The organism is Paraburkholderia sp. XV, from assembly GCF_020177535.1.
In the GTDB taxonomy this organism is placed as follows: Bacteria; Pseudomonadota; Gammaproteobacteria; order Burkholderiales; family Burkholderiaceae; genus Paraburkholderia; species Paraburkholderia caribensis.
Map to the genome: position 1 here is coordinate 1 of NZ_JAGUUD010000063.1, position 17,479 is coordinate 17,479.

Sequence of the window (17,479 nt, forward strand, 5' to 3'; positions counted from 1 at the left end):
GCAAAGAAAAGTAGGTGCCGCCCCGCACAGGGGCGACGCCTGAAGCACGCTAACGTAACGCGGATGCCAGCGAAAATCCAAAGAAACCAACCAGCGTCGCAGACAAAAGAACGACTACCTCAAAGCCCGCACCAAAACCCTCGCAACATGCGTAGCCCCAACCCCTGCCCCATCAAAAATCTGATGCCGACAACTAGTCCCATCTGCGACCATCAGAGTACGAGCATCGATCCCACGCGCCGCAGGCAACAACGACAACTCAGCCATTGCCATCGAAGCCTCATAATGCTCCGCCTCATACCCAAAACTCCCAGCCATCCCGCAACACGACGATTCAACGGTCGATACTTTCAATTCGGGAATCCACTTCAACACCGTCTGCACGGGCGAAAACGCATCGAATGCCTTCTGATGACAATGCCCATGCACCAACGCCTGGCTCGCGTCGTCGAGCGGTTTCAGATCGAGCTTCACTCGACCAGCCTTATGCTCGGAAACGAGAAACTCTTCAAACAACATCGCAAGTTTCGACAGACGCGCGGCCTCTTCACCGAATCCATACTGCAGAAACTCATCCCGCAACGACAATAGACAAGAAGGCTCCAGCCCAACAACCGCCACGCCGCGTTCGACAAAAGGCCTGAACGCATCGAGCATCCGGCGCGCCTCGCGCTTCGCTTCATCCACGAGTCCTGCTGCGAGGAAAGTTCTGCCACAGCAAAGCGGACGCTCGCCCTCAACAGTATTGAAGTACACGGTATAACCCGCCGCTTCGAGTACCTGTTGCGCAGCGCGTGCATTCTCCGGCTCGATGCTGTTGTTAAACGTATCGACGAATAGCAGCACTTCTTTTTGCGCACTCTGCGCCCCCAACGAAGCAGCCTTCACATATCTACTACTCAAAAAAGGCTTCACAAACCGTGGCAGCGACCTTTGCGGCGCAAACCCCAACGCGCGCTTGACCCATGGCATATCGGCCGCAATAGAAAACACCCCTGGCAAACGCGCCGCCAACGCCGCGTAACGCGGCATGAACGCGATCATCCTTTCCCGCAAGCCCAAGCCATTCTTCTGCGTCCACGCGGCGCGCGCTTCGATCTTGAACTTCGCCATATCGATGCCCGTCGGGCAGTCCCGCTTGCAGCCCTTGCACGAGACGCACAGATCAAGCGTGTCCTTCACGTCCTGGCTGGCAAGCCCTTCATCACCCAACTGCCCCGACAGCGCAAGCCGCAACGTATTCGCCCGTCCGCGTGTGACATGCTGCTCGTCCTTCGTCACGCGATAACTCGGACACATCGTGCCCGCATCGAACTTGCGGCAATGCCCGTTGTTGTTGCACATCTCGACGGCCTTCGCGAGACCGCCCGCCAGATCGTTGCCCGTGCCACGCGCAGTTTCCACGCCCGTCATCGGATCGCGCTCCACATTCCACGTCGACCAGTCGAGCGCAGGCGTCAACGACTGCACCTTGTAGCCGGGCGCGAAGCGAAAGTTGCTCGCATCGTCCATCTTCGGCGGACGCACGATCTTGTCCGGGTTCATCCGGTTGTTCGGATCGAACAGCGCCTTGATCTCGCTGAATGCCCGATTGATGCGCGGACCGTATTGCCACGCCACCCACTCGCCGCGGCACAATCCATCGCCATGTTCGCCGGAATACGCGCCCTTGTACTCGCGCACCAGCGCCGCCGCCTGTTCGGCAATGGCACGCATCTTCGTCGCGCCGTCGCGGCGCATGTCGAGAATCGGCCGCACGTGCAGCGTGCCGACGCTTGCATGCGCGTACCACGTCCCCTCCGTGCCGTTGCGGTGAAACACCTCGGTCAGCCGGCTCGTGTATTCGGCAAGATGCTCCAAAGGCACCGCGCAGTCTTCGATGAACGACACGGGCTTGCCGTCGCCCTTCATGCTCATCATGATGTTCAGACCCGCCTTGCGCACTTCCCACAGCGCCTTCTGCTCGCCTGCGTCGGGCATCTGCACGACCGAGTCAGGCAAGCCAAGATCGGCCATCAGCTCCACCAGCTGCTTCAGCGACGCGAGTTGTGCATCGCGGTTCTCGCCCGCGAATTCGACGAGCAGAACCGCTTCGGGCCTGCCGACCAGCGCCTTCTCGATCACCGGCCGGAACGCGGGATTGCTCATCGCGAGATCGATCATCGTGCGATCGACCAGTTCGACGGCAACGGGCTTGAGCTTGACGATGTGTTGCGTCAGGTCCATCGCCTGCCAGAACGTCGGAAAGTTCACGACGCCCAACGTCTTATGCGCAGGCAGCGGAGCGAGTTTCAGCGTCAACTGGCGGCTGAACGCAAGCGTGCCTTCGGAGCCGACCAGCAGATGCGCGAGATTGGCAAAGCCGTCGTCGGTATAGGCGCGCGGATTCTGACAATCGAACAGATCGATGTTATAGCCCGCCACGCGGCGCAGCACTTTCGGCACCTGCGCGACGATCTCATCGCGCTCGCGCAACGCGATCGCCTTCACGTCTTCGACAATCTGCTGCAGGCGCGCGCCCTGCGGCGCATCGCGCAGCGAAGCAAAATGCGCCTGCGTGCCGTCCGCGAGAATCGCGTCGATCGCTTCGACGTTGTGAACCATGTTGCCGTATTCGATCGACCGCGAACCGCACGAATTATTGCCCGCCATGCCGCCAATCGTGCATTGCGCCGCCGTCGACACATCGACAGGGAACCACAAACCATGCGGCTTCAGCCACGCATTCAGATGATCGAGCACGATCCCCGGCTCGACCGTCACCGTGCGCTTTTCCTTGTCGAACGCGATGACCTGATTGAGCCATTTGCTGGTGTCGATCACGAGCGCTTCGCCGACCGTCTGCCCGCACTGGCTGGAACCCGCGCCGCGCGCGAGCAGCGGCACGCGTTCGCTGCGCGCGACGTCCAGCGCGACGAGCAGATCGTCCTGATCGCGCGGCACGACCACGCCGATGGGCATGATCTGATAGATCGACGCATCTGTCGAATAGCGTCCACGGCTTGCGGCATCGAACAGCACGTCGCCGCGCAACTCCTTGCGCAAGCGGTTCGCAAACGGCGTGCTCAGGCGCGCCGACGACGGCACTAGATAAATCGGCTTGACCAGCAAAGAATCGGCATTCGACATGTGCTTCGGCCTATAAAAAGCGAGGCGTGTAGTACGACACTATTCGAGCGTGACGCTGACAGGCGCAAGCCCGTCGATATGCCCGCGCGCAGTGCCCGCATGCTGCGGAAAGAACATGCCCGTATACGAACCCGTCGTGACGATCATGTCCGGCGTCACGGCAATGCGATGATGTTGCGTGCAGTGATTGACGAGCCACGTCAGCAGACGGCGTGGATCGCCGCACGGGTTCGATGGCGTCGCCTTCACCACGTCCTGGGCTTCGAACGTGAAGCCGAGCGCGGGCGCCACGAACGGAAAATCGCGCCGGTACTTCGTGAACTCGCCGACGATCAACGCACCGTGATTCTGTAGATCCGCGAGCTGCGCGAGCTTGTCGACGTTGGGCCACTGCGCAAAGCGGCTCGCTACGATTTCGATGGTCGCGGCCATCGAATCGATTGCATCGAGCACTTCGACTTCGTGATACGCGTTGGCCGACGGCTCGAAATGCCGCCCGAAGCGAAACGCGATTTCCAGTTCGAGTCCGAGCGGCGTGTAGTGCGCGCGAGGCAAACGCGCACCGTCGGCATGCAGATCGGTAGAAGGCAACGGCGCGCCCTGAATCGCGCCTTCAGCGGATTTGGCACCGATCTTCCAGCCGCCGATCCGCGCGCCGCGCAACGCCAGCAACTCGTGCTGGATCGCATAGGCGGCGCTCATGTCGGCGGGAATCAGTTCGGGCGAGAGCGACGCGAGCGTGGTGTGATCGGCGCGCGCGTCGGCAAGTTGTCGAGTCAGCATGGTCATTCAAACGTTAGCGAGGCTCACGCGTTAAAGCGCGTGGCGGGTTGTGCCCCCGGCTCTGCGCCGGTTTCGAAACGGCTTTCGGGTTGCATGCGGAACGCGAGCACGACGCCGATCGCCATCAGCAGCATGCTGCCCGCGAACGGCAACTCCCAGCTGCCGAACGTGTCGATCAGATAGCCCGACAGCACGGGCGAAATGATCGCGGCGAGCGCCGAGCCCGTGTTCATCATGCCGCTTGCGGTGCCCGAGTATTCAGGCGCGATGTCCATCGGAATCGCCCACATCGGGCCGATCGTCATTTCGGCGAAGAAGAAGCCCGCCGACAGACACACCATCGATACATAAAGATTGTGTGTGAGCATCAGCGGCACCAGCGACGCGAGCGTGAGCAGCATGCAGATCGACACCATCCAGCTGCGCGCGCGCCTGAGGTTGCCCGTGCGCTCGAAGATCTTGTCGGTGACGATGCCGCCCAGCGTATCGCCGATCACGCCGGCGAAGAACACCGCCGAAGCGAATATCGCCGACTTCTTCAGGTCGAGTTGATAGCTATGCAGAAAGTACTGCGGAATCCAGCTCAGGAACAGCCACAACGTCCAGCCATAGCAGAAGTACACGATGGTCACGGGCGTCATGCGTTTGAACAGCGCTTTCCACGGCACGTTCGCCATCTTCGCTTTGGGCGGCGGCAAGATGTCGAGTTCCTCCTGCGTGATGCGGCGATGCTCTTTCGGATACTCGGTGAACGTCATCGCCCAGACGACGACCCACAACAGACTGAATGCGCCGCAGATATAGAACGATTCGCGCCAGCCCCATGTCGTCATCACCAGCACGATCACGCCGGGCGCAACGGCATTGCCGATGCGCGCCGCCGCGTGCGTGATGCCTTGCGCGAAGCCGCGTTTTTCTTTCGCGACCCAGCGCGACATCGCCGCCGTCGCGGCCGGAAAGGTCGCGCCTTCGCCGAAGCCGAGCAGCACGCGCGCAAACAGCAGCGACACGAGGCCGCCCGCGAAGCCCGTCAGCAAGGTTGCCAGCGCCCAGATCGCGCCGCACGCAATCAGCGTGCGCTTCGCGCCGAAACGGTCGCTGACCCATCCGCCGATAATCTGAAACACCAGATACGGATACGCAAAGGCCGAGAAAACAAGGCCGATTTCCGTGTGCGAAAGATGAAACTCCTTGCCGAAGCCCGCCGCCGCCGTGCTGACGTTGACGCGGTCAAGGTAGGTGATGAAGTACATGATGCATAGCATCAGTAGAACGATACTGGTCGCACTGGTTACACGAAACCGCTTCATCGTCTGTCTCCGTTGCTGGCGGACGGGGCATTCGCACGGCGTGTTCGGCCTTCATGCCGCGCGAGCCGCCGTCCGCAGGGTCTGCCGTTGGCGTTGGTCGCGTTGGTGGTTCGCTTGCGTCTTTGTCTTTCTGTTCGCTGCTGTGCGTCGCGCTGGCCGGGCGCGTGGGTGCTTCGGGGCTTGCGTCTGAGATGAAGGAAGCTACCTGTCGCCGCTTGCGCTTCCTTCGTCGTCTGGTTATCGGCAGCTTATGCGGCTGCTTAAGTGGACAATCAAGCGGCTGCTTTCAGCTTGGGTGCGTTCGGCTGCGACATCAGGAACTCCATCGCAGCGGGCAGGCCGCTCGCCGCAACGGGCACGCCCGCGATCTGCAGGCCCATTTCGACGCCGGCAAGCGTCGCCATCAGCGTGAGGTCGTTGCAATCGCCAAGATGGCCGATGCGGAACATGCGCCCTTTCATCTTGCCGAGGCCGGTGCCAAGCGACATGTCGAAGCGTTCGTAAATGACCTTGCGCACCGCATCGGCATCGACGCCATCCGGCATCATCACGCCCGTCAGCACCGGGCTATACACGGACGGGTCGGCGCATTGAATCTCGAGGCCCCATGCACGCACCGCGCGCCGGCATGCTTCGGCGAGACGGTCGTGCCGCGCGAACACGTTGTCGAGCCCTTCGCCGAGAATCATGTCGAGCGCCTCGTACAGCCCATACAGCAGGTTCGTGTTCGGCGTGTACGGCCAGTAGCCGCTCTTGTTCATCTCGATGATTTCGGTCCAGTCCCAGAACGCGCGCGGCAGCTTCGCCTGCTTGCCCGCTTCGATCGCCTTAGGCGACACGGCGTTGAAGCTGATGCCCGGCGGCAGCATCAAGCCCTTCTGCGAACCCGACACCGTGACGTCGACGCCCCATTCGTCATGGCGATAATCGGCACAGGCAAGGCCCGAGATCGTATCGACGAGCAGCAGCGCCGGATGGCCCGCTGCGTCGATCGCACGGCGCACGGCGGCGATGTCGGACGTCACGCCCGTGGACGTTTCGTTGTGCACGACGCACACGGCCTTGATCGCGTGTTGCGTGTCCTCGCGCAGGCGCGCTTCGATCATTTGCGGCTGCACGCCGCGCCGCCAGCCTTCGATGCCCGGCAAACCCAGAAACTCCGGCTTCAGGCCGAGGTTCTCGGCCATCTTCTTCCACAGCGTGGCGAAGTGCCCCGTCTCGAACATCAGCACGTGGTCGCCGGGACTCAGCGTGTTCGACAGCGCCGCTTCCCATGCGCCCGTGCCCGACGCGGGGTAGATCACCACGGGCTGCTGCGTCTTGAAGATCTTCTTGATGCCGTCCAGGACTTTCAGGCCCAGCGCGCCGAATTCTGGCCCGCGATGGTCGATGGTCGGATAGCTCATCGCCCGCAAGATGCGGTCGGGCACCGGGCTCGGACCCGGAATCTGCAAAAAGTGGCGGCCTGCGGGATGAAAGTCGAGTTTCAGCATCGGTCGATCTCCTCGATTGAATTTTGCATGCAAAAAACTATAACAAACGATTCGTGACAATCCCAAGGCGGTGTTTACCCTCGCAGTCAGCTACCGGGTTGGATGATTTAAAATCGGTGCAAATCGTGCTTGAGGATTTTTGTATGCAAAATTCGGACATTGATGCAGGCCTGACACCGCCTCCCCTGATGCCGAAGGTCGAACGCCAGCGTTTGCACGACACGGTGGTGGAACACATCCGGCGCTTCATCGTCGAAGGCGTGCTGGAGCCGGGCAAGAAACTGAACGAACGCGAACTGTGCGAAACGCTCGGCATTTCGCGCACACCGTTGCGCGAGGCGCTGAAGGTGCTCGCGGCGGAAGGCCTGATCGATATCGAGCCGAATCGCGGCGCGTCGGTGTCGAAGATGTCGGAAGCGGAACTGCGCGAGACGTTCGAGTTGATGAGCGGGCTAGAAGCGTTTTCCGGCGAACTCGCGGCGGAGCGGATGACGGCCGCCGAACTGACCGAGATCAAGGCGCTGCATTACGCGATGCTCGCGTGCCGCGCGCAGAACGATCTGGCCGGTTACTACAGCCGCAATCAGGCGATTCACGACAAGATCAACGAGGCCGCGCGCAATTCGGCGCTGCGTCAGACGTACATCGCCGTGAACCGCCGCTTGCAGGCGCTGCGCTTTCGCTCGAACTTTCAGATTCCGAAGTGGGACAGCGCGATCCACGACCACGACGACATGCTCAAGGCGCTGGAGGCGCGCGACGGCAAGCGTCTGAGCGCGATTTTGCGGCAGCACTTGCTCGACAAGCGCGATGCCGTGCTGCAGGTGCAGTCGCGCGAAGATGCGGCGGCTGCCAAACTGAAGGCTTGAAAGCAAAACGCACGGCTCGATGCCGTGCGTTTTTTCCGATCACTCACGAAAGCGTCAAGCCGCGCGCCCTGTGTGATCCTTCTGACGCAACGATTGCGGCAGACCATACAGAATGATCAATGCGCAGATCAGGCTCAACGCGCCGATCACGTACAGCGCGGGCGTCGTGCTGCCCGTCACGTCGCGCACCCTGCCCACCATCACCGGGCTGACGATACCGCCCAACTGACCCAGCGTATTGATCAGCGCGATACCGCCCGCAGCGCCCGCGCCCGTCACGAGTTTCGGCGGCAGCGCCCAGAACGCGGGAATCGAAGCGATCACGCCTGCGCCGAGCACGGCGAGCGCCACGACGAGCATCACCGTCTGTTTGTCGAAGAAGCCCGCAGCGAAGAAACCGACCGCCGCCATCACGAGCAGCCCGCTCACGAACTTGCGGCGCTCGCCCGATGCATCCGACAAACGGCCCACGATCACCATACAGATCGCGCCGCAGATATAAGGCACGGCCGTCAGCAGACCGATGATCGTCGGGCTTTGCGTACCGGCGACGCGGATCAGATGCGGTGCCCAGAAATTCAGGCCATAAGAAGCGATCTGAATCAGGAAGTAGATCAGGCCGAGCGTCAGAAAGCCGGGCGTGCGGATCGCGCCGAGCAGCGAGTGACCATGCGTGGTCGGCTGCGTCTGTTGCGCTATCTGGCTCGACAGATAGCTCTTCTCGGCAGGCGACAGCCAGCCCGCGTCTTCGATGCGATCCTTCAGCACCTTGAGCACGAGGATGCCGAGCACGATGCAAGGCAGGCCGCCGAGCATGAACAGCCAATGCCAGCCGCGAATGCCGAACACGCCGTCCATCTGCCCGAGCACGAGGCCCGAGAGCGGCGCGCCGACGAGACCCGAGAATGCCGAGGCGAGAAACAGCAGCGACGTCACGCGTCCGCGATAGCTCGCCGGAAACCACAGTGTCAGATAGTAGAGCACGCCGGGCGCAAAGCCCGCTTCCATGGCGCCGATCACGAACCGCAGGCCGTAGAACTGCCATTCGTTCTGAACGAACACCATTGCGGCCGTCGCGAGGCCCCACGAAATCATGATCCGCGCGATCCATCTGCGCGCGCCGACCTTGTACAGCAGCATGTTGCTCGGCACTTCGAACAGCACGTAGCCGATCACGAACAGACTCGCGCCGAGACCGTATGCCGTATCCGAAAAGCCGAGATCGCTTTGCAGCTGGAACTTCGCGAAGCTGATGTTGATGCGGTCGAAGAAGGCGAACAGATAGCAGATCATGATGAGCGGCATGAGCCGCCACGTGACCTTTCTGATGATGTCGGCCGTGGCCGTTAGTTTGTCGTCACGGCCGCCTGCCGCAACTGCGCCTGGTGTGCTCATGGTTGTCTCCTTACAGGCCGGATTCGTCGTCCCGCCGTCGGTGTTGTTCAGTTGGGTGATGTTCAGATAGCGCGCACGTAATCGGGCACGGGGTGCACGTCGCAATTGCGGCCCGCTTTCATCAGTTGGCCGGGCACGTCATGACCGAGCAAAGCAGGCAGCGTGCGCGACAGCGCGATCAGTTTCTGCAGATCGACGCCTGTCGGAATGCCGATCTCGTCGCACAGGTTGACGAGGTCTTCCGTGCAGATGTTGCCCGATGCGCCCGGCGCGAACGGACAGCCGCCGAGGCCGCCGAGCGCCGCGTCGAAACGGCGCGCGCCCGCTTCATAGGCGGCCAGCACGTTCGCGAGGCCGAGCCCGCGCGTGTTGTGGAAGTGCAGCGTGAGCGCGTCGGCGGGCACGCGTTGCAGCACGCGCTTGACGAGCCGCGCGACCTGGCGTGGATTCGCCATGCCCGTCGTATCGGCGAGCGTGATGCCGTCGATGCCCATTTCACGGTACGTTTCGACGATCGAGACGACACGGTCTTCGTCGATCTTGCCTTCGAACGGGCAGCCGAACGCCGTCGCCACCGTCGCATTCAACGACACGGAGAAATGCTTCGCCAGCCGCACGATGTCGCCGAATGCATCCAGCGACGCCTCACAGCTCATCCGCATGTTCGCCCGGTTGTGTGTCTGGCTCGCGGACATCACGAGATTCAGCTCATCCGCGCGCGCATTCAGCGCGCGCTCGGCGCCCTTCACGTTCGGCACCAGCGCGACGAAAATCACGCCCGCGCGGCGCTCGATCTGCGTGAACACCACTTCGCCGTCGCGCAACGCGGGAATCGCTTTCGGCGAGACGAAGGAACCGGCCTCGATGCGCGTGAAGCCCGCTGTCGACAGTTGATCGATCAGCGCGATCTTGTCGGCCGTTTCGACCCAGGTCGGCTCGATCTGCAAGCCGTCGCGCGGCGCGACCTCCTGCACGATCAGCTTGTCGAACTGAATGTCGTCGTTATCGTAGTTCATTGCACGGCTCCTTCGCGGCGCAGCCGCTCGATATCGCTTTGCTCATAGCCGAGATCGGCGAGCACGCTCGACGTATGCTCGCCGAGCGTCGGACCTTGCCAGCGCACTTCGCCCGGCGTCTCCGACAGCTTCGGCACGATGCCCGGCATCTTCACCGACGCGCCGCCCGGCAAATCGGCCTTCACCAACATCTCGCGCGCCTGATAATGCGGATCGGCAACGATGTCGGACACCGAATAGATGCGGCCCGACGGCACTTCGGCGCGTTCGAGCGCGGCCAGCACGTCGTCGATGGATTGATGCGAGGTCCACGCGGCGATCGCGGCATCGAGCATCGCGCTATGCGCGACGCGGCCGTCGTTGCGGGCCAGCGCGGGATCGTCGGCGAGATCGGCACGGCCGATCACCTGCATCAGGCGCTTGAAGATCGGATCGCTATTGCCAGCGATCACGACAAAGCCGCCATCCTCGGTGCGATAGGTGTTCGACGGCGCGATGCCAGGCAGCGCGCCGCCGCTGCGCTCGCGCACATGGCCAAGCAGATCGTACTCGGGCACGAGGCTTTCCATCAGGTTGAAGACGCTCTCGACCAGCGACACGTCCACCACCTGTCCATCGCCCTGCCCTGTCTTCACGCGCAACAACGACATGAGCGCGCCGATCACGCCGTGCAGCGAAGCAAGCGAATCGCCCAGACTCACGCCGACGCGAGCGGGCGCGCCGTCGACATCGCCCGTCGTATAGCGAATGCCGCCCATCGCTTCGCCGATCGCGCCGAAACCGGGACGATCGCGATACGGGCCCGTCTGGCCATAGCCGGAGATGCGGACCATCGTGAGCTTGGGGTTGATTGCGTGCAGCACGTCCCAGCCGAGGCCGAGCTTTTCGAGCGCGCCGGGGCGCAGGTTTTCGATGACGACGTCGGCGTCGGCGGCCAGACGTTTGACGACGTCGGCGCCTTCCGGCGACTTCAGATTCACGCAGATCGACTTCTTGTTGCGCGATTGCAGATACCACCAGAGCGAGGTGCCTTCATGCAGCTTGCGCCATTTGCGCAGCGGGTCGCCCGTTTCGGGTGCTTCGATCTTGATGACTTCGGCGCCGAACTCGGCGAGCAGGCGCGCGGCGAACGGCGCCGCGATCAGCGTGCCGATCTCGACGACGCGAATACCCTGCAACGGACCACTCATGATGCTGTCTCCAATCTTGTTTCAGGTTGGAGACAAGGTTAGAAGGGGCGCCGCCAGGGCGTCCAACCGCATTTCGCCAAGGACCGTTCGCGGTTCGCGAACGCTCGGCGCTAAGCCTTGCCGGACAAGGCTTCCACCGCCGACAGATGATCGAACAGCAGCCTCGCGACGGGCGACAGACGCGCCGAATCGCGCGTCACGATGATGAGGCTGCGCGCGGCCCATTCGTCTTCGAGCGCGACGGATACGAGACCCAATGGCCGGCCCATGATGCGATACACGTTCACGGGGAGCACGCCGACGCCCATGCCCGCCTGCACCATCCGGCATACGGCGTCGAAGCCCGGCACGTGAATGCGCAGCTTCAGCGCCTTGCCCGCCTGGCGCGCGGCCATATGCGTGCGCGCGTTGATCGAGCTGGCCGAATGCAGGCCGACGTGATCGCTGTCGAGCGTTTCCTCGAACGCGACGCTCGCGCGGCCGGCCAGCGGATGATCGTCGCGCATCACGACGCACAGCACGTCGTGCCGGTAATGCGTCACTTCGAGGCCACGCGCGTCGGCTTCGCCGGAACAGATGCCGAGGTCGGCGAGACTGTCGGCCACGGCCTCGACCACGCCGCCGCTTGGCCGCTCTTCGAGATCGATCTTCACGCGGTCGTTGACGGCGAGAAACGCGCGCAGATCCTCGGGCAAGAATTCGACGATCGCGGAAAGGTTCGCCATCATCCGCACGTAGCCGCGCACACCGCTGGCGTGGCCCGCGAGTTCGATGCCGATGTTCTCGATGCCGCGCATCACGCGGCGCGCGTGATGCAGCAGCGTTTCGCCCGCCGGCGTGAGCGTCATGCCGCGCGCGTTGCGCTGAAACAGCGTCGCGCCGACGGCCTGCTCCAGTTCGAGCAGCCGCTTGCTCGCCGCCGACACGGCGATGGCCTCGCGTTCCGCGGCGCGCGTCAGCGTGCCTTCCTCATAAACGGCGATGAACAGTTGCAGCGTAGTGAGGTCGAGGCGGCGAAGCAGGTTCTTAAGGACCATGGCAGCAGTCTTATCGTACTGACAGAATATTCGCAATTGTGCGTCAAATGCCGTCCCGGTGCTCCGTAGTGAGCGGCGGCGGCGGTTTGCGCGCCCCCCGTTTAGGGTAGTTATCCTGATTAAGTCGCCTGACACACTGTCGTTCGAAAGGCGGGCGTAAGGACGCTGTCGCACGACGGCCGGCCTGCCTGTTCCAAAACGGGAGACAGGTATGTGTTCGAGCAGGCGAAGCATGATAGGCGCGATGCTATTCCTGGCCGCAGGCGGGGCGGCGGCGGAAACGGGCGTGACGCTGTATGGCGTGGTCGACGTATTCGGCCAATATCTGAACAACGGTGGCAAGGGGTCGTGGTCGGAGCGCAGCGGCGGCAACAGCGGCTCGTACTTCGGCCTGAAGGGAACGGAGGATCTGGGCGGCGGCCTGAAGGCCGTCTTCAACGTCGAAAACGGCTACAACGTCAACAACGGCGCGTTCTTCGGCGACTCGACCGCGATGTTCTATCGCCAGGCGTGGGTGAGTCTCGCACACGACAAGTACGGCTCGATCAGCCTTGGACGCCAGTATCAGCCCACTTTCTGGGCGCTGTATCCGAGTGACCCGTTCCGCGCGAACGAAGTGCTGTCGCCACTGGCCGCCGCCGCAACCACGGTGGACCGCAACACACTCGCCGTGCAAAGCGCGGGCGGCCGTTCGAGCAACGCAGTCATCTACAAGAGCCCGAACATGGGTGGCGCGCAGATCTGGGGCATGTATGCGCTCGCAGCCAGCGTCACCCAGCCGCTGCCGCTTTCCACGGGCAACATGCTCGATCTGGCCGCAACCTATTCCGGCTACGGACTCTACGTGGGACTGGCGTATCAGAACCAGCATCCGGGTGCGAAGACGGTGCCGGGTTTGCCTGCCATGCTTGCGTCGCTGTCCACCGAGCATTTCACCAGCGCGCTCAGCTATCGCGTCGGCATCGTCAATCTGCAGTTCAACTACGGCTATCACCGGCCCAAGGATGCGGCCGCTGGTTCGCTCGCCGCGCGGCTCAACGCGGCCCACTCGTTCAGCATCTCCGAACTCGGCGCGACGATCCAGGCCACGCCTGCCGATGCGATCGAAATCGCGGGCTTCCAGCGCGTCGTGCGCGGCGCGCATGACAACACATGGGGCGTGCAGATCGGCGCAGACCACAGTCTCTCCAAACGCACAGCGCTGTATGCACGCGGCGGCTACATGCGCAACAACGGAACGGCCACGATGAGCTGGCCGGGTGTCGCGGTGTCGAGCCCCGGCACGAGCCAGACACTTGCGGTGGCCGGGATGACCCATCGCTTCTGAACGCGGCTTCGAGGCGCGGATTGCGCCGCTCAACCATTCAACCGATAAAAGGACAGCAAATTGAAGATCATTCGAGCCGCTCATATCGTGGCTGGCGCCGTGGCCATCGCGATTTCGTGTCATGCATGCGCGCAGGCAAGCAGTGCCGCAAGCGCATCCGGAACAGTGGCGAGCCCGGCCACGCAATCGGGCAAGGCAGCTGACCGGGCACTGCGCAAGCGCGTGCTGACAGCGCTGGCGCGGGCAAAAGGTCTGCGCGCGACGGGCATTACGGTGCGCGCGCGCAACGGAGCGATCCTGCTGGAGGGCTGGGTACCCGAGGAAGAACAGGTCGACCTGGCAACGCGCGTCGCCCGAGGCGTGCCCGGCGTCGCTTCCGTGGAGAATGCCCTCACCCTTTCGACATTCTGAGAAGCTCGACCCATCTTAAGAATGCCCGTCGGGGCCGCGACCGATCCTGCATGGTCGCGCGGTCCCTCATCGGGAAATCCAAAGCCGGGGTTCGTGTGAGACGGAACCCGGCCTTCTGCCCGCGCCGAATCAGCTAACAAGCATTTTTGCTATCCTCTTCCCTCGCGCAAGTCGTCTGCTGCCGTTTTCCATCACGCGTTGTCTGCGAGGTCACTGAATGCCGAGCGTTGCCATAGCGATCTTTCCGGGCGTCCAGGCGCTGGATGTCGCGGGTCCTCTCGATGTGTTCGCCGAGGCGAATCTGTTCATCGACGGCAAGGCGCGCTATGAAGTGACGCTGCTCGCCGCGGACAGCGAACCGCTGCGCGCGTCGAACGGCATCCGGTTCGTCGCCGACGAAACCTTCGACCAGCAGCGCAGCACGTTCGATCTCGCCCTGATCGCAGGCGGTCCCGCCTTGCCGGAGAGCACGCCCGACGCGCGTCTCACGCACTGGCTCGCGAACGTCGCGTCGCGATGCGAACGCTACGGCTCGATCTGCACGGGCGCGTTCGCGCTGGGTCACGCGGGCCTGCTCGACGATCGCAACGTCACGACACACTGGCAGCACGCGCAGCAGCTCGCGGCGCAATTTCCGAAAGCGCGCGTCGATTTCGACCGTATCTATCTGCGGGACGATCGGCTCGTGACGTCGGCGGGCGTGACGGCGGGCATCGACCTCGCACTCGCGCTCGTCACCGAAGATCACGGCCCGCAGACGGCGTTGAAGGTCGCGAAGCGCCTCGTGGTGTTCTCGCAGCGCCAGGGCGGGCAATCGCAATTCAGCCCGTACCTCACCGCACCCGCAGACGAAACGTCGCCTGTTGCGAAAATCCAGACCCATGTGATGGCGAACATTCGCGACAACTTTACGGTCAGGCAACTCGCGGATGTGGCTGGCATGAGCGCGCGTAATTTCGCGCGCATCTTCGTGCAGGAAACGGGCGTGACGCCGCATGAGTTCGTCGAGCGCGCGCGGATGGATGCTGCGCGCAAGCTGCTGGAAAGCAGCGGCGCCGCGCTCAAGACGATCGCCTACGATTGCGGCTTCGGCACGGCGGACCGCATGCGTATTGTGTTCACGAAGCGCATCGGCGCGACGCCCAAGCAATACCGCGAGCGCTTTCGGCACGAGTAAGCGAAGCGGCTGCACACGTCGAATGCGCGTGAGAAAATGATGAACTGGTCAACGGTCTCATTGAATATCGGGCACATCGACATGAACGCTACTACTTCCGTTCGCGCCATCGTCACAGGTCATACGCGCGGCCTCGGCGAGGCGATCGCACAACGGCTGCTGGCACAAGGCATCGCCGTGCTCGGCATTTCGCGCTCGCGCAACGAAGCGCTCGCGAATCAGGCCGGCTTCGAACAGGTCGCGGTCGATCTGGCGGATGCCGAACGCCTGACGCAATTTCTCGCGGGCGACACGTTGCGCAACTTCCTGAGAGGCGCGCAAACCGCATTGCTGTTCAACAATGCAGGGATGGTGCAGCCGGTCGGCCCCATCGAAGCGCAAGACGTTGCGGCGATTGCGCAAGCCGTGACGCTGAACGTGTCGGCGCCGCTGATGCTGGCGAGCGCGTTCGCCACGGCGAGCCCGGACGCAGCCGACCGGCGCATCGTGCATATTTCGAGCGGCGCGGCGCGGCATCCGTATTCGGGCTGGAGCATTTACTGCGCGACGAAGGCCGCGCTCGATCACCATGCGCGTTCTGTCGCGCTTGACCAGAATCGCGCGCTGCGCATTTGCAGCGTGGCGCCGGGTGTGGTCGATACGAACATGCAGGCGGAGATTCGCTCGACAGGCCTGGAGAAATTCCCGATGCGCGAGAAGTTCGAAGAACTGAAGCGAGAGGGGAAGCTGGCGACGCCGGAAGAGTCGGCGGGCAAGCTGGTTGATTACGTGTTGAGCGAGACGTTTGGGGCGGTCGCGACGGCGGATGTGAGGGAGTTGCCGCAGGGGTGAGGACTCCGTGAACAGTGCGTCGAGTTTTTGCTCGAAGCACCGCACATCAACCCAACGAAGGCCGACGCTTCGAACGCGACGACTTGTTGCGCGCCTCCCGTTTTGACTGCGACAGGAACGCGACCACCGTATCGTAGCAATGCTGAAACGTCGGCCTGTACTCCAACGTAATGATCTTGTCGAACTCCGCCTCCAGCCGCTCGCGGTGTTCCTGCAGGCGATCAATAATTATCTGCGCGCGCTCGCGCAAGACCTTGGCCTCGCGCTCACAGTCATCAGGGCACCGTTCGAGCACGAGCGCCATGTCGAACAGATCTCGACTCGTGAAGCCAGCCGCGCGATAAAAAGCCCTCTTCGCGACGATCTCGACGGGCGTTTCCGTCGTCACTGTTCTGCCGCGAATCTTCCTGACGGCCGTCGGCTCGCTCGTCAACGTCGGGGAGATGACGAAATCAATGTCGCCGCCCTTGCCGATTATCTTCAGATAGTGCGCCGCTTCGACGTGCTCAGTCGCAAACTCCTCGGCTGTGTCGTTGAGGCGCGGCGAAAAGAACGTCAGGTATTGTGGATCTGTGATGAAGATATCGATGTCCTTGCTGTACCTGTGATTGAAGTCCAGCATCAGCATCGTCCCACCGCCAAACCGCCATTTTGGCGGGCGTTCGCCAACTTTCTCGCAAGTGTCGATTAACGCGACGGCATGATCGAACAGGCTCTCCCACGTTTTCGTATCGATATCAGGCAAGGCAGAATTCCTCGGGGACATTCAATTTGCGCCGCGCGGCCCATTCCTTGAGCTTTTCGCGAATCAATTTCCGCGTTGCTGCGTCGTATCCGGCTATCACCTTCTCGAACAGCATCGGCGGCGACTCCTCAACTGCGTAGTCGATGTGCGTTCGCCAGCGCGGCGGCACGTCGCCCGTCAGCAGGAAGTTTTCCATGATCAGCGGTGGCAGGTCGCCGGCATAGCTCGTCGAAGCGGTCTGGCACAACGCGAGCAGCGCTTTTGAAAAGCTCCCGGCTTCGTCGGGAACGATTTCGATGCGCTCGCCCAACCGCGAGAGCACCGTCAGAAGTACATGCGTGCCGACATTCCGCCCTGCTTCCAGATCCGCGACCACACGACGATTCACGCCTGCCACGCGTGCGAGCGCGTCTTGCGTCAGACCGGCAAGTTTCCTTCGTTGCCTGATCTGCTCCCCGACGGCAGCGGGGGAATGGGATGGGATGTGCGCGCTCATGTACGTTTTATAGTACATTTTTCGCAGGTGCACAACGACGCGAAACAGACGTTCACGTGACGGCGATCACCCTCGAAGATCGCGATCGCGCGAAATCAATCTCCTGAAAACTCTCACCTTTGAGTCACATGCGAGTACCCCGAGTTACATGAAGCGCAGGTCGTTGCCTCCCCGCTGCAGCCAAAAGCGCGGAATCTCGGGCAAAACCGGGCTTTTTCGACCCTGCGATCGCGACAGACCACGCATGCAGTGAGTGAAAATCATCTCCCT

16 protein-coding genes are annotated in these 17,479 nt (G+C 62.6%); 6 read left to right on the forward strand and 10 right to left on the reverse strand.

Features of this window, described 5'->3' with window-relative positions; genetic code table 11:
• Positions 1 to 114: 114 nt before the first annotated feature.
• From KFO72_RS25535 to KFO72_RS25550, 4 genes are all read right to left on the reverse strand, one after another.
• Positions 115 to 3,129: an FAD-binding and (Fe-S)-binding domain-containing protein gene (locus KFO72_RS25535; protein WP_224102146.1), complete on the reverse strand. Its 3,015-nt coding sequence runs from the start codon at positions 3,127 to 3,129 to the stop codon at positions 115 to 117.
• 39 nt (positions 3,130 to 3,168) lie between these two features.
• Complete coding sequence (locus KFO72_RS25540; RefSeq protein ID WP_054933334.1) at positions 3,169 to 3,918, reverse strand: 2-keto-4-pentenoate hydratase; 750 nt, start codon at positions 3,916 to 3,918, stop codon at positions 3,169 to 3,171.
• A gap of 17 nt (positions 3,919 to 3,935) precedes the next feature.
• Positions 3,936 to 5,222: an MFS transporter gene (locus KFO72_RS25545; protein ID WP_060604795.1), complete on the reverse strand. Its 1,287-nt coding sequence runs from the start codon at positions 5,220 to 5,222 to the stop codon at positions 3,936 to 3,938.
• Positions 5,223 to 5,494: 272 nt separating this feature from the next.
• Entirely contained in the window at positions 5,495 to 6,715 is a 1,221-nt protein-coding gene (locus KFO72_RS25550) for a pyridoxal-phosphate-dependent aminotransferase family protein (RefSeq protein ID WP_062917250.1), read from the reverse strand.
• 143 nt (positions 6,716 to 6,858) lie between these two features.
• Here KFO72_RS25550 and KFO72_RS25555 point away from each other — a divergent pair, with 143 nt between their 5' ends.
• Positions 6,859 to 7,584 (forward strand): GntR family transcriptional regulator, encoded by a 726-nt coding sequence (locus KFO72_RS25555; protein WP_054933331.1) that lies wholly within the window; start codon positions 6,859 to 6,861, stop codon positions 7,582 to 7,584.
• A gap of 54 nt (positions 7,585 to 7,638) precedes the next feature.
• On the opposite strand, the gene KFO72_RS25560 is transcribed toward KFO72_RS25555, so the two are convergent.
• The 4 genes from KFO72_RS25560 to KFO72_RS25575 form a co-directional block, all read right to left on the reverse strand.
• Positions 7,639 to 8,979 carry an MFS transporter gene (locus tag KFO72_RS25560; RefSeq protein WP_176054309.1) on the reverse strand — a complete coding sequence of 447 codons (1,341 nt, stop codon included), beginning with the start codon at positions 8,977 to 8,979 and terminating at the stop codon, positions 7,639 to 7,641.
• 62 nt (positions 8,980 to 9,041) lie between these two features.
• Entirely contained in the window at positions 9,042 to 9,995 is a 954-nt protein-coding gene (locus tag KFO72_RS25565; protein ID WP_225033326.1) for a hydroxymethylglutaryl-CoA lyase, read from the reverse strand.
• Positions 9,992 to 11,185: a CaiB/BaiF CoA transferase family protein gene (locus KFO72_RS25570; RefSeq protein ID WP_225033327.1), complete on the reverse strand. Its 1,194-nt coding sequence runs from the start codon at positions 11,183 to 11,185 to the stop codon at positions 9,992 to 9,994. Before KFO72_RS25570 ends, KFO72_RS25565 begins: the two co-directional genes overlap by 4 nt.
• Before the next feature lie 110 nt (positions 11,186 to 11,295).
• A complete protein-coding gene (locus KFO72_RS25575) occupies positions 11,296 to 12,222 on the reverse strand; it encodes a LysR family transcriptional regulator (RefSeq protein WP_054933327.1) in 927 nt (308 codons plus the stop codon).
• A gap of 211 nt (positions 12,223 to 12,433) precedes the next feature.
• Between KFO72_RS25575 and KFO72_RS25580 the strand changes: the two genes are divergently transcribed.
• The 4 genes from KFO72_RS25580 to KFO72_RS25595 all read left to right on the forward strand — a co-directional run bounded on the left by KFO72_RS25580 (position 12,434) and on the right by KFO72_RS25595 (position 15,968).
• On the forward strand, positions 12,434 to 13,549 hold the full coding sequence (locus KFO72_RS25580; RefSeq protein ID WP_225033328.1) for a porin: 1,116 nt from the start codon (positions 12,434 to 12,436) through the stop codon (positions 13,547 to 13,549).
• 60 nt (positions 13,550 to 13,609) lie between these two features.
• On the forward strand, positions 13,610 to 13,960 hold the full coding sequence (locus KFO72_RS25585) for a BON domain-containing protein (RefSeq protein ID WP_054933325.1): 351 nt from the start codon (positions 13,610 to 13,612) through the stop codon (positions 13,958 to 13,960).
• 217 nt (positions 13,961 to 14,177) lie between these two features.
• Positions 14,178 to 15,137: a GlxA family transcriptional regulator gene (locus KFO72_RS25590; RefSeq protein ID WP_060604781.1), complete on the forward strand. Its 960-nt coding sequence runs from the start codon at positions 14,178 to 14,180 to the stop codon at positions 15,135 to 15,137.
• An 81-nt stretch (positions 15,138 to 15,218) separates the two neighbouring features.
• Entirely contained in the window at positions 15,219 to 15,968 is a 750-nt protein-coding gene (locus KFO72_RS25595) for an SDR family oxidoreductase (protein WP_054933340.1), read from the forward strand.
• A gap of 46 nt (positions 15,969 to 16,014) precedes the next feature.
• On the opposite strand, the gene KFO72_RS25600 is transcribed toward KFO72_RS25595, so the two are convergent.
• Together KFO72_RS25600 and KFO72_RS25605 are read right to left on the reverse strand one after the other, a co-directional pair.
• Positions 16,015 to 16,713, reverse strand: coding sequence for a nucleotidyl transferase AbiEii/AbiGii toxin family protein (locus tag KFO72_RS25600; RefSeq protein WP_225033329.1), 699 nt, complete (start codon positions 16,711 to 16,713; stop codon positions 16,015 to 16,017).
• Positions 16,706 to 17,134 carry a hypothetical protein gene (locus KFO72_RS25605; RefSeq protein WP_225033338.1) on the reverse strand — a complete coding sequence of 143 codons (429 nt, stop codon included), beginning with the start codon at positions 17,132 to 17,134 and terminating at the stop codon, positions 16,706 to 16,708. The genes KFO72_RS25600 and KFO72_RS25605 overlap by 8 nt, the downstream gene beginning before the upstream one ends.
• On the opposite strand from KFO72_RS25605, the gene KFO72_RS25610 reads away from it, so the two are divergent.
• Positions 17,048 to 17,269, forward strand: coding sequence for a hypothetical protein (locus KFO72_RS25610; protein ID WP_225033342.1), 222 nt, complete (start codon positions 17,048 to 17,050; stop codon positions 17,267 to 17,269). The two genes, KFO72_RS25605 and KFO72_RS25610, sit on opposite strands and share 87 nt — an antisense overlap.
• Positions 17,270 to 17,479: the final 210 nt, after the last annotated feature.

Bases quoted from the DNA above. Each gene is read 5' to 3' on its own strand.
- KFO72_RS25570 (WP_225033327.1), bottom strand. From the start codon at position 11,185: ATGAGTGGTCCGTTGCAGGGTATTCGCGTCGTCGAGATCGGCACGCTG.
- KFO72_RS25590 (WP_060604781.1), top strand. From the start codon at position 14,178: ATGCCGAGCGTTGCCATAGCGATCTTTCCGGGCGTCCAGGCGCTGGAT.
- KFO72_RS25560 (WP_176054309.1), bottom strand. From the start codon at position 8,979: ATGAGCACACCAGGCGCAGTTGCGGCAGGCGGCCGTGACGACAAACTA.
- KFO72_RS25555 (WP_054933331.1), top strand. From the start codon at position 6,859: ATGCAAAATTCGGACATTGATGCAGGCCTGACACCGCCTCCCCTGATG.
- KFO72_RS25550 (WP_062917250.1), bottom strand. From the start codon at position 6,715: ATGCTGAAACTCGACTTTCATCCCGCAGGCCGCCACTTTTTGCAGATT.
- KFO72_RS25545 (WP_060604795.1), bottom strand. From the start codon at position 5,222: ATGAAGCGGTTTCGTGTAACCAGTGCGACCAGTATCGTTCTACTGATG.
- KFO72_RS25580 (WP_225033328.1), top strand. From the start codon at position 12,434: ATGTGTTCGAGCAGGCGAAGCATGATAGGCGCGATGCTATTCCTGGCC.
- KFO72_RS25540 (WP_054933334.1), bottom strand. From the start codon at position 3,918: ATGACCATGCTGACTCGACAACTTGCCGACGCGCGCGCCGATCACACC.
- KFO72_RS25565 (WP_225033326.1), bottom strand. From the start codon at position 9,995: ATGAACTACGATAACGACGACATTCAGTTCGACAAGCTGATCGTGCAG.
- KFO72_RS25535 (WP_224102146.1), bottom strand. From the start codon at position 3,129: ATGTCGAATGCCGATTCTTTGCTGGTCAAGCCGATTTATCTAGTGCCG.
- KFO72_RS25575 (WP_054933327.1), bottom strand. From the start codon at position 12,222: ATGGTCCTTAAGAACCTGCTTCGCCGCCTCGACCTCACTACGCTGCAA.
- KFO72_RS25610 (WP_225033342.1), top strand. From the start codon at position 17,048: ATGCGTGCCGACATTCCGCCCTGCTTCCAGATCCGCGACCACACGACG.
- KFO72_RS25595 (WP_054933340.1), top strand. From the start codon at position 15,219: ATGAACGCTACTACTTCCGTTCGCGCCATCGTCACAGGTCATACGCGC.